Annotated in this window: 13 protein-coding genes; 11 read left to right on the plus strand and 2 right to left on the minus strand. The window is 62.3% G+C overall.

Going from position 1 to position 13,046, the window contains the following annotated elements:
- Positions 1-546: 546 nt before the first annotated feature.
- Entirely contained in the window at positions 547-1,347 is an 801-nt protein-coding gene (locus Q1B40_RS03000) for a creatininase family protein (protein WP_299809819.1), read from the minus strand.
- A gap of 90 nt (positions 1,348-1,437) precedes the next feature.
- Positions 1,438-1,824, minus strand: a complete 387-nt coding sequence (locus Q1B40_RS03005; RefSeq protein ID WP_299809821.1) for a RidA family protein — start codon at positions 1,822-1,824, stop codon at positions 1,438-1,440.
- 331 nt (positions 1,825-2,155) lie between these two features.
- On the opposite strand from Q1B40_RS03005, the gene Q1B40_RS03010 reads away from it, so the two are divergent.
- From Q1B40_RS03010 to Q1B40_RS03060, 11 genes are all read left to right on the plus strand, one after another.
- Positions 2,156-3,166, plus strand: coding sequence for an ABC transporter substrate-binding protein (locus tag Q1B40_RS03010; RefSeq protein ID WP_299809823.1), 1,011 nt, complete (start codon positions 2,156-2,158; stop codon positions 3,164-3,166).
- A 120-nt stretch (positions 3,167-3,286) separates the two neighbouring features.
- On the plus strand, positions 3,287-4,096 hold the full coding sequence (locus Q1B40_RS03015; protein ID WP_299809825.1) for an ABC transporter ATP-binding protein: 810 nt from the start codon (positions 3,287-3,289) through the stop codon (positions 4,094-4,096).
- A 40-nt stretch (positions 4,097-4,136) separates the two neighbouring features.
- The gene (locus tag Q1B40_RS03020) at positions 4,137-5,030 is read left to right on the plus strand and encodes an ABC transporter permease (protein WP_299809827.1); all 894 of its coding nucleotides are present in this window, start codon (positions 4,137-4,139) and stop codon (positions 5,028-5,030) included.
- Positions 5,031-6,377, plus strand: coding sequence for a cytosine deaminase (locus tag Q1B40_RS03025; protein WP_299809830.1), 1,347 nt, complete (start codon positions 5,031-5,033; stop codon positions 6,375-6,377). It begins immediately after the preceding gene.
- A gap of 8 nt (positions 6,378-6,385) precedes the next feature.
- Positions 6,386-7,792 (plus strand): FAD-binding oxidoreductase, encoded by a 1,407-nt coding sequence (locus Q1B40_RS03030; RefSeq protein WP_299809833.1) that lies wholly within the window; start codon positions 6,386-6,388, stop codon positions 7,790-7,792.
- Between the two features lie 6 nt (positions 7,793-7,798).
- Positions 7,799-8,449, plus strand: coding sequence for an NAD(P)H-dependent oxidoreductase (locus tag Q1B40_RS03035; protein ID WP_367279105.1), 651 nt, complete (start codon positions 7,799-7,801; stop codon positions 8,447-8,449).
- Positions 8,450-8,585: 136 nt separating this feature from the next.
- A complete protein-coding gene (locus tag Q1B40_RS03040) occupies positions 8,586-10,943 on the plus strand; it encodes a heavy metal translocating P-type ATPase (RefSeq protein WP_299809836.1) in 2,358 nt (785 codons plus the stop codon).
- Between the two features lie 40 nt (positions 10,944-10,983).
- Entirely contained in the window at positions 10,984-11,397 is a 414-nt protein-coding gene (cueR, locus tag Q1B40_RS03045) for a Cu(I)-responsive transcriptional regulator (protein WP_299809838.1), read from the plus strand.
- The gene (locus Q1B40_RS03050; protein ID WP_299809841.1) at positions 11,397-11,822 is read left to right on the plus strand and encodes a cytochrome c; all 426 of its coding nucleotides are present in this window, start codon (positions 11,397-11,399) and stop codon (positions 11,820-11,822) included. Before cueR ends, Q1B40_RS03050 begins: the two co-directional genes overlap by 1 nt.
- Before the next feature lie 42 nt (positions 11,823-11,864).
- A complete protein-coding gene (locus Q1B40_RS03055; RefSeq protein WP_299809844.1) occupies positions 11,865-12,293 on the plus strand; it encodes a cytochrome c in 429 nt (142 codons plus the stop codon).
- A 132-nt stretch (positions 12,294-12,425) separates the two neighbouring features.
- Complete coding sequence (locus Q1B40_RS03060; RefSeq protein ID WP_299809846.1) at positions 12,426-13,046, plus strand: ribonuclease D; 621 nt, start codon at positions 12,426-12,428, stop codon at positions 13,044-13,046.

Genomic DNA, 13,046 nt, shown 5'->3' on the forward strand with positions numbered 1-13,046 from the left:
CCAGGACAGGAGCTCGATATCCGCTCAGACGGCGCGGCACCTGCCCTCTCCCCCCTCGAGGGGGAGATGTCCGTGAAGCGGACAGAGGGGGGGATCGGCCTCTCGGTACGGTCATTTTTGCCGAATTCGCGGAGCTGGTGCCCTCCCTATGTCTCCTTCAAGGGGCAGAGCTATCGCAAATGAACGGATACGCCAGTCCATATGGCTTGTGGGGGAGGTTCTCTTCGGGTGCCTCCCCGGACAAGCGAAGCGCAGATCCGGGGGCTACTCGCGGTGCAGCTTGTTGAAACGGTTGAGAATTTCCTGCCGCGTTTCGGCAATCCACCTGCTCTCTGGAAATGAGTGGGCCCCGGGTCTCGCTCCGCTCGCCCGGGGTGACAGCAGTGTTTGGGGCGACGTCCCGCTCGTTTGCGATAGCCCTGCCCTCAAGGGGCGAGCCGGGATCAAGCGTTGAGGCTTTGTGCTTCAGGCTGGCCGGGAGTGTGAGAACTCGTGAAAAGAGGGGATGTCAGCGGGGTATCAGCTTCCAGAAGAACCCCGACAGCCTTACCCCTCCGCCCACAGCCGTCCCATGTCGAACCTGTCCACATCCTTCAGCAGCTCGATAAAGCCGTGCGCGGCGTGGTCGAGGGACTGGCGGCCCTTGTCGGCGGTGGCCAGGGAGGCGTTGCCGATGGCGCCGGCGAGGTTGAGGTCCTGGGCTTTCCAGCCGAACTGATGCTGGCCGTGGGCGCGCAGGTGGGTGAAGTCTTCCACCAGGGCGTGCTGGTTGGAGCGGAAGTCCTCGGCGCGCTCCATGCGCACCAGCTCCGGGTAAAGATGCAGCATGATGGAGGTTTCGACGTCACCGCCATGGATGCCGAAGGTGAGTTCCTCCGGCGAGAACACCCCCTCGGGCTGGCCGAAGCGGGCCCAGGCGGTACCGGTGGCCAGCATGGAATGGCGCACGCGCAATTCGCGCGTCACGATGTCGATCAGCGGCACGTTGCCGCCGTGGGAGTTGACGATCACCAGCTTGCGGATGCCGGCGCGCTGAACGCTTTCGGCGATCTCCAGCCAGGCTTTTATGGCCGTCTCCCAGGTCAGCGTCAGTGTGCCGGGCGAGGAGATGTGCTCGTTGGATTTGCCCACCGCCTGCACCGGCAGGAAAGTCGCCGGAAGATCCTCCGGCAGCAGCTCCACGACGCGGCGGATCTGGCCTTCCGCGATGGCGGTGTCGGTGAAGACCGGCAGGTGCGGGCCGTGCTGCTCGATCGCCGCGACCGGCAGCACCGCGATCCAGTTTTTCACGCCGGGCGCGTGAAAATCGGTCGTCGTCATTTCATGCCAATAGGGTGTCGGCAGCATCGGGTGGTCCTTCGGATAATTCGGTTTGGCCCAGCTCGGCCTGGCCCGGTTCGGGGCAGGGGCTGTCAGGCGTTTCGGGACTGTTTGGCGTTACGGCGCGGCGGCGATGACTTCCACCTCGACGACGAATTCCTCGCGCGCGAAGCCGGAGACGATCATCAGGGTGGAGGCCGGCGGCGGGTCGGAAAAATAACTGTCGCGCACCGTCATGTAGCCGGGAAGATGGGCGCGGTCGCTCACGTAGGCGTTGATGCGCACCACGTCGGCCAGCGTCATGCCCGCTTCGTCCAGGATGGCGGAGATATTGTCGAAACACAGCCGCGTCTGACCTTCCGCGTCAGCAGGCACCGTGTCGTCGGCGGCAATGCCGAGCTGGCCGGAGGCAAACAGCAGCCGGTGGTCGGGCGGAACCTCGATGGCATGGCTGTAGCGGGCGAAGGGCGGGCGGATGCCGCCGGGCGTGTGAGCACGTGTCAATTATCATATTCCCGTCGTGAAAGAGCGCTAAACCTATCGTGCGCTTGCCGGTTGGGCAATTTCCCTGTCTGCGTATTTTCAATGCGTTTGCTAAAATTTCAAGCACGTCTATTTTTTATGCTGACACGTTTCCCGTCCTGTGCAATTGTTCATCTGCTTCCGGCGTCTGGCGACGCTGGCGAAAGTTCTTGCGGGCTGAACGGTAATACCGGGCCCGCTTTATTGCCTGTTCCGCTCACAGGGCCTTATCAAGGCACAGCGGCAGAGCATTCGGCCCGTTGCGGGCGGATTGACCTGCGCGGTGTACGAAATGATAGGGGAAGGCGGATACATGACAGTTTCTCGGAAAATCGGAATTGCGGCGCTTGCGCTTGTGGCCTCCACAAGTGCGCAGGCACTGGAAAAGGTCAGCTTCGGCACGAATTGGGTCGCCCAGGCCGAGCATGGCGGCTATTATCAGGCTCTTGCGGACGGCACCTATGAGGCTTGCGGCCTCGAGGTGGAAATCAAGCCCGGCGGACCGCAGGCCAACAACCGCATCCTGCTGCCGGCCGGCAAGATCGACTTCCTCATGGGCGGCAACATGCTGCAGGCCTTTTCGGCCGTCGAGCAGGGCATCCCGACCGTCGTCGTCGCAGGGCATTTTCAGAAAGAACCGCAGATCCTGATGACCCATCCGGGCGAGGGCCTGGACACCTGGGACAGCCTCAAGGGCATCAAGCTGCTGCTCGGCAAGGGCGGGCTGAACTCCTTTTATCAGTGGATGAAGGCCGAGTTCGGTTTCACCGACGAGCAGGTGCGCCCCTACACTTATAACTCCGCGCCGTTCCTGGCCGACAAGCAGATCGCCCAGCAGGGCTATGTGACGTCCGAGCCCTATGCCATCGAGACGGAAGGCGGCTTCACGCCGAACATCTTCCTGATCGCCGACTACGGCTACGACACCTATTCCACCACCGTCGAAACCCGCGCCGATCTGATCGAAACCAAGCCGGAAGTCGTCAAGTGCTTCGTCGACGGCTCGGCCATCGGCTGGGTCAACTTCCTTTATGGCGACAACTCCAAGGCTCTGGAGATGATCAAGAAGGACAACCCGGGCATGTCCGACGGACAGCTGGCCTTTTCCATCGAGAAGCTGAAGGAATACGGCATCGTCGACAGCGGCGACACGCTGACCATGGGCATCGGCGCCATGACCGACGAGCGCCAGAAGTCCTTCTTCGACAAGATGGTCAAGGCCGGTGTCGTCAAGCCGGATGTGGACTACACCAAGTCCTACACGCTGGACTTCGTGAACGCCGGTGTCGGTGTCGATCTGAAGAAAAAACTCACCGGCAATTGATTGGCGAATAACCGCAACGCGGGCATTCAAACCAGACCGGGCCGGTTCGCGGCGGACGGAAAACATGCAACCATGGCCGGGCTTTGAAACCCGGAAACACACTCCCCGGAAACGAAAACAATGACGGCCATGGCACAAACCAACATGCAGACTGATCCGAACCCGGCGATCGTGTCCCTGAAGGGTATCTCCAAGACCTTCTCAAACGGCACGGTGGCGCTCAACAACATGTCGCTCGACATCCGGCAGGGGGAGTTCGTCTCCCTGCTCGGGCCGTCGGGATGCGGCAAGTCGACGGCGCTCAGGATCATCACCGGCCTCACCGGCCCGACCTCGGGCCGGGTGGACTGGCCCCAGGAAACGGCGGGCGCCACGGAGCACGAGCTTTCCTTCGTCTTCCAGGAACCGACGCTGATGCCCTGGGCAACGGTATTCGCCAATGTCTGGCTGCCGCTGCGCCTGAAGGGCATTTCTCAACGGCAGGCCCACGACAGCGTCATGGAAGCGCTGGAAATGGTCGGCCTGGCGGAGTTCGCCAAAAGCTATCCGCGCGAACTCTCCGGCGGCATGAAAATGCGTGTCTCCATCGCCCGGGCGCTGGTGACCAAACCGAAACTGCTGCTCATGGACGAGCCTTTTGCGGCGCTCGACGAAATCACCCGGTTCAAGCTCAACAACGACCTGCTGCACCTTTGGGAGACCTTCGGCTGGACGGTCGTCTTCGTCACCCATTCGGTGTTCGAATCCGTCTATCTGTCCGACCGTATCGTCGTCATGGCGGCCCGGCCCGGACGGGTGGTCAATGACATGGCGATCGACGCGCCCTATCCGCGTGACGAGAGCTTCCGCACCTCCGCCGTCTACAGCGGCTTCTGCCGCGACGTCTCCCAGGCCCTGCACGCGGCCATGGATGCGGGAGACGACATGTGACGCACACCGCCCGCGCCGTATTCCCAAAAAGGCAGACCCCATGACCGTCGCGCTGTCAGACAAGGCCAATCCGGCCAAGACTTCCTATGCCGCCTCTCTCGATGCCGCTCCTCTCGACGAGGAAGAGCTGAAGCGCGTCCGCGCCGCCCGCATCGAATCCATCGGCCGCTGGGTCGTTCCGCTCGCCATCCTGGTGCTGTCGGTCTGGTTGTGGGACCGGATCTGCATCTGGAACGAAATTCCCCATTATATCCTGCCCAGGCCCGGGCTGGTGTTCGAGACGCTGCTTATCGACTGGCCGATCCTGTGGGTCGCCCTTCTCAACACGCTCAAGATCACCTTCGGCGCGCTTTTCATAGCCACTGCCGGCGGTCTGGGTCTCGCGGTGCTGTTCACCCAGTCGAAGTGGATCGAGATCTCCTTCTTTCCCTTCGCAGTCATCCTGCAGGTCACGCCGATCATCGCCATCGCGCCGCTGATCCTGATCTATGTGGATTCGCTCACCGCCAGCCTGCTGATCTGTGCCTGGATCGTGGCGTTCTTCCCGATCCTCTCCAACACGGTTCTGGGGCTGAATTCGGCCGATCACAATCTGCGCAATCTCTTCCAGCTCTACGGCGCCAGCCGTTGGCAGACGCTGCGCTACCTGCGCCTGCCGGCCGCCATGCCGTATTTTCTCGGCGGCCTGAAGATCGCCGGCGGCCTGTCGCTCATCGGCGCCATCGTCGCGGAGTTCGTGGCAGGCTCGGCCGGCTCAGGCTCCGGGCTCGCCAACCAGATCCTGGAAGCCAGCTACCGGCTCAACATGCCGCGCATGTTCGCCGCCCTGCTGATGATTTCCGTGACCGGCATCCTGATCTTCCTCACCATGAACCTTCTGTCGCATCTGCTCCTGAGAAAGTGGCATGAGAGCGCCCTCAAGCGGGAAGTCTGAATGGGACACATCCTCAACGCCGGACTTCACGGATCGGGCTATCTGAAAAACGCCACCATTCCGGCCTGCCTGATTGCCGGCAATGATGGCCTGAACCCGGAAAAGCTGAACCCGGAAAAGCTGAACAATGACGACCTGATCGCCGCTGATCTGGAAATCTCGCAGGGAAAGCTGGTGCGTATCCTGCCCGCCGGAACGCCGACGGGGCTGCACGGGACGTTCGATCTCGACGGCGGCCTGGTCCTGCCGACCCTTGTCGACATGCACACCCATCTCGACAAGGGCCATGTCTGGCCACGCAAGGCCAATCCGGACGGCAGTTTCCAGGGGGCGCTCGAGGCCGTGGGGGAAGACAGAACCGCCAACTGGTCGGCGGAGGATCTGCGTGCCCGCATCGAATTCGCGCTGAAATCCGCCTATGCGCATGGCACCTCGGCAATCCGCACGCATCTCGACAGCCTGCCGCCGCAGGATGCGATCACCTGGCCTCTTTTTGCCGAGATCCAGGCCGAATGGGCCGACCGGATCGATCTACAGGGCGTCTGCCTCTTCGGCATCGACCGTCTGGTGGACGATGGCCGGAGTTACCTCTCTAGCATTGCCGACCGGGTCGCCGCCGCCGGCGGTGTCATGGGCGCCGTGACCTATATGGTGCCCAATATCGACATGCATCTGGAAACGGTCTTCCGCGCGGCCATGGAGCGCGGACTGGATCTCGATTTTCACGTCGACGAAACCCTCGACCCTGCCGCCGTCACCCTGCGCCATATCGCCGAAACCGCCATCCGGCTTGGTTTCGAAGGAAAGATCGTCTGCGGACATTGCTGTTCGCTGTCGGTTCATGAGGAAGGTGAGGCGGAAAAAACGCTGGATCTTCTCGCCGAGGCCGGGATCGCCATCGTCTCGCTGCCCATGTGCAACATGTACCTTCAGGACCGGCAGGCAGGGCGAACGCCGCGCCGGCGCGGCGTCACGCTGCTGCACGAGATGCGCGCGCGCGGCATTCCGGTCTCCGTCGCCTCCGACAACACCCGTGACCCGTTTTATGCCTATGGCGATCTGGACCTTGTCGAAGTCTATGCCCAGGCAACCCGCATCCTCCATCTGGATCACCCGATTGCCGACTGGATCAGCAGCGTTTCGTCGACCTCGGCGGACATCATGAATGTCCCGCACGGACGGCTGCGCCCCGGAGCGCCGGCCGATCTGATTCTTTTCCGGGCGCGCAGCTGGAACGAACTGCTTTCCCGCCCGGCGGGACCGCGCGAAGTCATCCGCGAGGGCTACAGCATCGACAACACACTTCCCGACTACCGCGAGCTCGATCATCTGATGCTGGAAAGGTAAGCCCGACCATGAGCGCCATCGCCGCCCTGAAAGCCGATCTCGAAGGACTGCAGATCGAGGATAACCCGCAGATCGTCCGGCAGAAGAGCCGCGACTTTTTCTGGTATTCCCCGGTGCTCAAGCAGCAGCTTGAGGATGTCACCGCGGACCTGGTCGTGACGCCGAAATCCGAGGCCGAGGTCATCCGTGTCCTGAAAGCCTGCTATGCCGCCGGTGTGGCGGTGACGACGCGCGGTGCGGGAACCGGCAACTACGGCCAGGCCATGCCCCTGTCGCGCGGCGTCGTGCTAAACCTGGCGGAGATGACGGCGGTAAAGGACATCCGTCCCGGATCCGTTGTCGCCGAGGCCGGTGCGATCATAGCGGACATCGACGCGGCGGCGCGCGCCCATTCGAACCAGGAATTGCGCATGCACCCGTCCACTTACCGGACGGCGACCATCGGCGGGTTCATCGCCGGAGGGTCCGGCGGCGTAGGGTCGATCAACTGGGGCGGACTGCGCGATCTGGGCAATGTCATCCGGTTGCGAGTCATCACCATGGAGGCCGAGCCGCAAGTTCTGGAAATGACCGGCGACGATCTGCAGAAGGTCATGCATGCATACGGCACCAACGGTGTGATCACCGAGGTCGAGATGCCGCTGACGGCCGCCTATGACTGGGTCGACGTGCTGGTCGGCTTCGACGATTTCATGGACGCCGCCGTCTTTTCCGACGAGCTGGCCAATCTCGACGGGCTGCTGGTGAAGAACATCGCCCCGATCGCCGCCCCCGTGCCTTATGATTATTTTCTGCGCCACAGGAAATTCATCCGCCGGGACCAGTCCGTCGCCGTGCTGATGGTCGCGCCTTTCGCGATGCCCGCCTTCGAGGCGTTTGTTGCCCGGCAGAAAAAGGCCGAGGTGCTCTACCGCTCGGATCGGGCCAGCGACGAAGACAGGACGCGCCTGCCGCCGGCTTATGAACTGGCGTGGAACCACACCACGCTGCGCGGCCTCAGGGTGGATCCGACCATCACCTATCTGCAGGTGCTCTATCCCTTCCCCGATCAGGTAGAGCGCGTGCGCAAGATGCACGAGATGTTCGGTGACGAAGTGCCGGCGCATCTGGAATATGTCCGCTTCGACGGCAACATCACCTGCTTCGGTCTGCCCATCGTCCGATACACCAGTGAAGCGCGGCTCAACGAGATCATCCGCCTGCATGAGGACAACGGCTGCCCGATCTTCAATCCGCACCGCTACACGTTGGAGGAGGGCGGCATGAAGCGCACCGACGCCGTGCAGCTTGCCTTCAAGAAGCAGGCGGACCCCAAGGGGCTGCTCAACCCGGGCAAGATGATCGCCTGGGAAAACCCGGATTACGATTTTTCCAGCGATCAGGTTTTTCTGTTTCCCGGTTTGCAGCAGGCCTGACTATTCATGCCGCCGATCTCCGGCGGGCGTAACAAACACCGTGTCGCAAAGGCCAGACCCATGCGCGTTCTCGTGGTTTTCAGCCACCCCTGCAAGGAAAGTTTCAATGCCGCTCTTTGCAAGAAAGTGGTGGAGACCCTGGAGGAACAAGGCCATGAGGTCCGCCTGACGGATCTATATGCCAAGGGCTTCGATCCGGTCATGAGTGCGGAGGAACGGCGCGGCTATCATACGCCGCAGGCCAACACGGAGCCGGTCGCCGAGGACCTTGCGGACATCATGTGGTGCGAGGCGACGGTCTTTGTCTATCCGACCTGGTGGTTCGGCCTGCCGGCGATGCTGAAGGGTTGGCTGGAGCGGGTCTGGGTGCCGCACGAGACCTTCGAGATGCCGACGGCGACCCATGGCGCGCGACCGAAAATGCAGCATATAAGACGTATCGCGGTCGTCACCACCTGCGGCGCAAGCTGGTGGCTGTCAAAGCTGATAGGTGAACCGGGCCGCAAGACGATCCTGCGCGGGATCGGGATCCTGTGCCGGCCCGGCTGCAAGACGCTGTATCTGGCCCATTACAAGATGGACAGTTCCACCCGGGAGAGCCGGGAAAGATACCTGCACAAGGTCGGACAGAAGATTGCGGCATTCACGGCGCGATAGCAGAAGGCCGCGGACCGGCATTCTTTTGCCTTGACCTTCCAGTAACTGGAAACTCTAGTACCAACCTCATCAAACAGTTCCTTGGTTTTTGAGATTGGTACAGGTGAGGGGCGGTGCCCCGAGGCGAGAGTTCGAAATGCAGAAAACAGCAGTCAAGTCCGGCCAGGCATCGGCAGCCGAAAAGGCGATTGATCCGGTCTGCGGCATGTCCGTCACGCCCGGCACGGGCAAGCCGACGCTGAACTACAAGGGGCAGGACTATCATTTCTGCAGTTCAGGCTGTCACGACAAATTCGAGAACGATCCTTATTTCTACGTGTCCGGCAACAATGCCCGCAAAAAGGCGATGGAAGCCGAAGGCTCCGCCAACGGGGCGACATACACTTGCCCCATGCACCCTGAAATCATCCAGGAAGGACCGGGTACCTGCCCGATCTGCGGCATGGCGCTTGAGCCGACAAGTGGCGTTTCCGACGAGCCCAATCACGAACTGATCGATTTCACCCGCCGCCTCTGGGTCAGCGCGCTGGCCTCCGTTCCGCTGCTGATCCTGACCATGGGGCCGATGCTCGGCCTTCCCGTGCGCAGCTGGATCGGCGAGGGCGTCGCGGTCTACCTGGAGGCCCTTCTGGCAACACCGGTTGTTCTCTGGGCTGCTCTGCCGTTCTTCCAGCGCGGCTGGACGTCCCTGGTCACCCGCCACCTGAACATGTGGACGCTGATCATGATCGGCGTCGGTGCGGCCTACCTCTATTCCATGGTGGCCACCTTCCTGCCCTTCCTGTTTCCGGACACGCTCAAGGGCGCGAGCGGTCACATGCCGGTCTATTTCGAGGCCGCGGCGGTGATTGTCGCGCTGGTCTTCGTTGGTCAGGTTCTGGAACTGAACGCTCGCGAGCGGACAGGCGACGCGATCCGCGCGCTCCTGGACCTGGCGCCGAAAACGGCCCGCCGCATCACGCCGGACGGCGACGAATATGACGCGCCCCTGGAAAACGTCCTGCAAGGCGACAAGCTCAGGGTGCGTCCCGGCGAGGCCGTGCCGGTCGACGGTGTGGTTCTGGAAGGCACGTCCTCGATCGATGAAAGCCTGGTGACGGGTGAACCGGTCCCGGTGCAGAAATCTGCCGGAGACAAGGTCACCGGCGGCACGCTCAACAAGACCGGCTCCTTCGTGATGCAGGCCGAACTGGTCGGCGCGGACACGATGCTTTCGAAGATTGTCGACATGGTCTCTTCAGCGCAGCGTTCGCGCGCGCCGATCCAGGGTCTTGCGGACAGGGTCGCGGGCTACTTCGTTCCCACCGTGGTCGGCGTTGCCGTGCTGGCCTTCGTCGTCTGGCTGCTTGTCGGCCCGAGCCCGTCCCTGGTGCACGCGATTGTCGCCGCCGTTTCCGTGCTGATCATCGCCTGCCCCTGTGCGCTGGGGCTGGCGACGCCCGTGTCGATCATGACGGCAACTGGGCGCGGTGCTCAGGCAGGGGTTCTGGTGAAAACCGCCGAGAGCCTGGAGCGGCTTGCCTCGGTCGACACGATTGTCGTCGACAAGACTGGAACCCTGACGGAAGGCAAACCTGCGGTCAGTGACCTCGTGACGGTGTCCGGCGTCTCGGAGGAGGACCTCCTGAGGCTGGCCGGCGCGCTGGAAAAGGGATCCGAACATCCCCTTGCCGAGGCTATTCTGGCAGAGGTGGACAAAAGGTCCGTCCAACTGGCGGACGCCGCCGATTTCGAAGCGGTGACCGGCAAGGGCGTCAGGGCCAGTGTCGGCGCCGACGAGGTGCTCTTCGGCAATGCCGCCTTCGCGGTGGAAAGCGGCGCTGACATTTCCGCAATTGAAAGCCGCGGCGAAGAACTGGCCGAACTCGGCAAGACAGTCATGTATCTGGTGAAGGTATCGGGAGGCCAAGCCGCCCTTCAGGGACTGATCGCCGTCGCCGACCCGATCAAGTCCAATGCAAGGGCCGCGATCGACGCGCTTCATCGCGACGGCATCAGGATCGTCATGGCAACCGGCGATGCGCCGCGCACCGCACAGGCCGTGGCGGGCGTTCTCGGCATCGACGAGGTGCGCGCGGGTGTGCTGCCCGAAGGAAAGCAGAAGCTGATCGAGGAACTGAAGGCAGCCGGCGCGACGGTCGCCATGGCTGGCGACGGTGTCAACGATGCCCCGGCGCTGGCCGCAGCCGATGTCGGCCTTGCCATGGGAACGGGCGCGGATGTCGCCGTGGAAAGCGCCGGCATGACCCTTTTGAAAGGCGATCTGGAGGGCATCGTGCGGGCGCGGAAACTGGCCCGTGCGACCGTGCGCAATATCCGCCAGAACCTCTTCTTTGCCTTCATCTACAATTCTGTCGGCGTTCCGATTGCCGCGGGGATCCTCTATCCGGTCTTCGGCATATTGCTGTCGCCCATGCTGGCCGCCGCCGCCATGAGCCTGTCTTCGGTCTCGGTGATCAGCAACGCGCTGCGGCTGCGCAGGCTGAAACTTTAGCTCACGCCGCGGGTTCGCGCGTGAATTGGCAGGTGCCACGATGAATATAGGTACAGCATCCCGGCAAAGCCGGCTTCCGGTGAAGACGATCCGCTATTACGAGGAGATCGGCCTCGTCCGTCCTCTGCGCGGCGAGAACGGCTACCGTGATTTTTCGCAGACGGACCTGGAGCGCCTCAAATTCCTGCAGCGATCCCGCAGCCTGGGGTTTTCCATAGAGGAGTGCCGCGATCTGCTGTCACTCTATGAGGACACCAACCGCGCAAGCGCCGATGTCAAAGCCATCACGCGGCAGAAGATACAGCAAGTCGACCGCAAGATCGCCGAACTGAAGTCACTCAAGCGGGTCCTCCTGGAGATGGTGGAAGCGTGTCACGGAGACGACCGGCCGGAGTGTCCCATCATGGACGACTTGTCCGGACGTGCGCGCGCTCCAGAAGGCGGGGGGCATTGATGCGGCGGATATTCTTGCTGATCTCGATGGTGCTTTCCCTGATCGTTCTTGGCGTCCTGGCGTGGGCACTGGTGTCGGGGCGGACCGACACCGCGCCGGCAAGCGGAGCTGCTCTCGTTGCGGTCACCGTGCCTGCGCTGAATGCGGAAATGCGTGCAGGAGAAGCACTTTTTGAGGAGAACTGTGCGGCTTGTCACGGCGACAATGCCGCCGGCCGCGATGGTTTCGGTCCGCCGCTGGTGCACAGGATCTACGAGCCCGGACATCACAGCGACGGGGCCTTCCATCTGGCGGCGGCCCGGGGCGTGCGCGCGCACCACTGGCCGTTCGGCGACATGCCCCCTGTCGAAAACGTGAGCGAAGGGGATGTGGGAAGAATTATAGCTTATTTGCGCGCGCTTCAGCGCGCCAACGGGATCAATTGAAGGAGTGGCAGCGGCATGCGGTTGAAACTGGCGGGAGTATGCATGGGTTTGGCCCTGGCAGGTGCAGGGGCGGCCTTCGCCCATGGCGGGGCGACCGGTATCGTCAAGGAGCGGATGGATGCCATGTCCGAAATCGGTGACAGCATGAAAGCCGTTGGCCGCATGCTGAAGAGCGGCCCCTACGATCCTCAGGTGGCAATTGCTGCCGGCAACGCGATTGCCGGTCATGCCGGCGAGGCGCTGACCGAATTGTTTCCCGAAGGCAGTCTTCAGCCGCAAAGCGAAGCGAACCCGGCGATCTGGAACGACTGGCCGGCTTTCGAGGACCATGCCGGCGATCTGCAGTCAGCGGCTCTCGCCCTCAAAACGCTGGCAGAAGCCGGGGCAAACAAGCAGCAACTGGCGGGCGCGTTCGGTGACTTAGCGGGCACCTGCAAAGCCTGCCACCAGGAATTCCGCGTCAAAAAGTAGGGGTGTTGCGGGCCGCCGCTGCGGACGTCGCGGCAATTTGCTTGCCACATTCGGTGCCATGTTCTACCAGACGATCAAATTCTTCGGTTATTCCAGCGCCGGGCGTGGACCGGAAACAGGAGACGACGCGACATGACCATCCGCTACCACAAGGGCGACCTTCCCGACCTGAAGGCCTATGAAACGGCAAGCGCGGTGGCAGTCGATTCCGAAACCCTTGGTCTTAATCCGCACCGCGACCGTCTGTGCGTGGTGCAGCTTTCTCCGGGCGACGGCACTGCCGATGTGGTACAGATCGCCCGCGGCCAGAAAGATGCGCCCAATCTGGCGGCGCTGATGACCGATCCGTCAAAACCGAAGATTTTTCACTTCGCCCGATTTGATGTTGCCATGTTGCGGCACTATCTGGGCATTGAGGTCTCGCCGGTGTGGTGCACCAAGATCGCGTCCAAACTGGTGCGCACCTATACCGACCGGCACGGATTGAAGGATATCTCGCGCGAACTGCTCGGCGTCGAATTGTCCAAGCAGCAGCAAAGTTCGGACTGGGCAGCGGAAACCTTGTCCGATGCGCAGCTCGCATATGCGGCCTCGGACGTGCTTTATCTGCACGGGCTGAAGGAAAAACTGGAATTCATGCTCGCCCGGGAAGGGCGGGAACATATCGCAAAGGCGTGTTTCGACTTTCTTCCCGTTCGGGCGGAACTCGACCTTAAGGGATGGGACGAAACGGATATCTTCGCCCATTCCTGA

Source organism: uncultured Roseibium sp. (assembly GCF_947496995.1).
GTDB lineage: Bacteria > Pseudomonadota > Alphaproteobacteria > Rhizobiales > Stappiaceae > Roseibium.

What these genes read in the sequence shown, in the direction of transcription:
- Q1B40_RS03010 (WP_299809823.1), top strand. Translation starts at nt 2,156, where the DNA reads ATGACAGTTTCTCGGAAAATCGGAATTGCGGCGCTTGCGCTTGTGGCC.
- cueR (WP_299809838.1), top strand. Translation starts at nt 10,984, where the DNA reads ATGAATATAGGTACAGCATCCCGGCAAAGCCGGCTTCCGGTGAAGACG.
- Q1B40_RS03035 (WP_367279105.1), top strand. Translation starts at nt 7,799, where the DNA reads ATGCCGCCGATCTCCGGCGGGCGTAACAAACACCGTGTCGCAAAGGCC.
- Q1B40_RS03040 (WP_299809836.1), top strand. Translation starts at nt 8,586, where the DNA reads ATGCAGAAAACAGCAGTCAAGTCCGGCCAGGCATCGGCAGCCGAAAAG.
- Q1B40_RS03000 (WP_299809819.1), bottom strand. Translation starts at nt 1,347, where the DNA reads ATGCTGCCGACACCCTATTGGCATGAAATGACGACGACCGATTTTCAC.
- Q1B40_RS03060 (WP_299809846.1), top strand. Translation starts at nt 12,426, where the DNA reads ATGACCATCCGCTACCACAAGGGCGACCTTCCCGACCTGAAGGCCTAT.
- Q1B40_RS03030 (WP_299809833.1), top strand. Translation starts at nt 6,386, where the DNA reads ATGAGCGCCATCGCCGCCCTGAAAGCCGATCTCGAAGGACTGCAGATC.
- Q1B40_RS03020 (WP_299809827.1), top strand. Translation starts at nt 4,137, where the DNA reads ATGACCGTCGCGCTGTCAGACAAGGCCAATCCGGCCAAGACTTCCTAT.
- Q1B40_RS03050 (WP_299809841.1), top strand. Translation starts at nt 11,397, where the DNA reads ATGCGGCGGATATTCTTGCTGATCTCGATGGTGCTTTCCCTGATCGTT.
- Q1B40_RS03025 (WP_299809830.1), top strand. Translation starts at nt 5,031, where the DNA reads ATGGGACACATCCTCAACGCCGGACTTCACGGATCGGGCTATCTGAAA.
- Q1B40_RS03015 (WP_299809825.1), top strand. Translation starts at nt 3,287, where the DNA reads ATGACGGCCATGGCACAAACCAACATGCAGACTGATCCGAACCCGGCG.
- Q1B40_RS03055 (WP_299809844.1), top strand. Translation starts at nt 11,865, where the DNA reads ATGGGTTTGGCCCTGGCAGGTGCAGGGGCGGCCTTCGCCCATGGCGGG.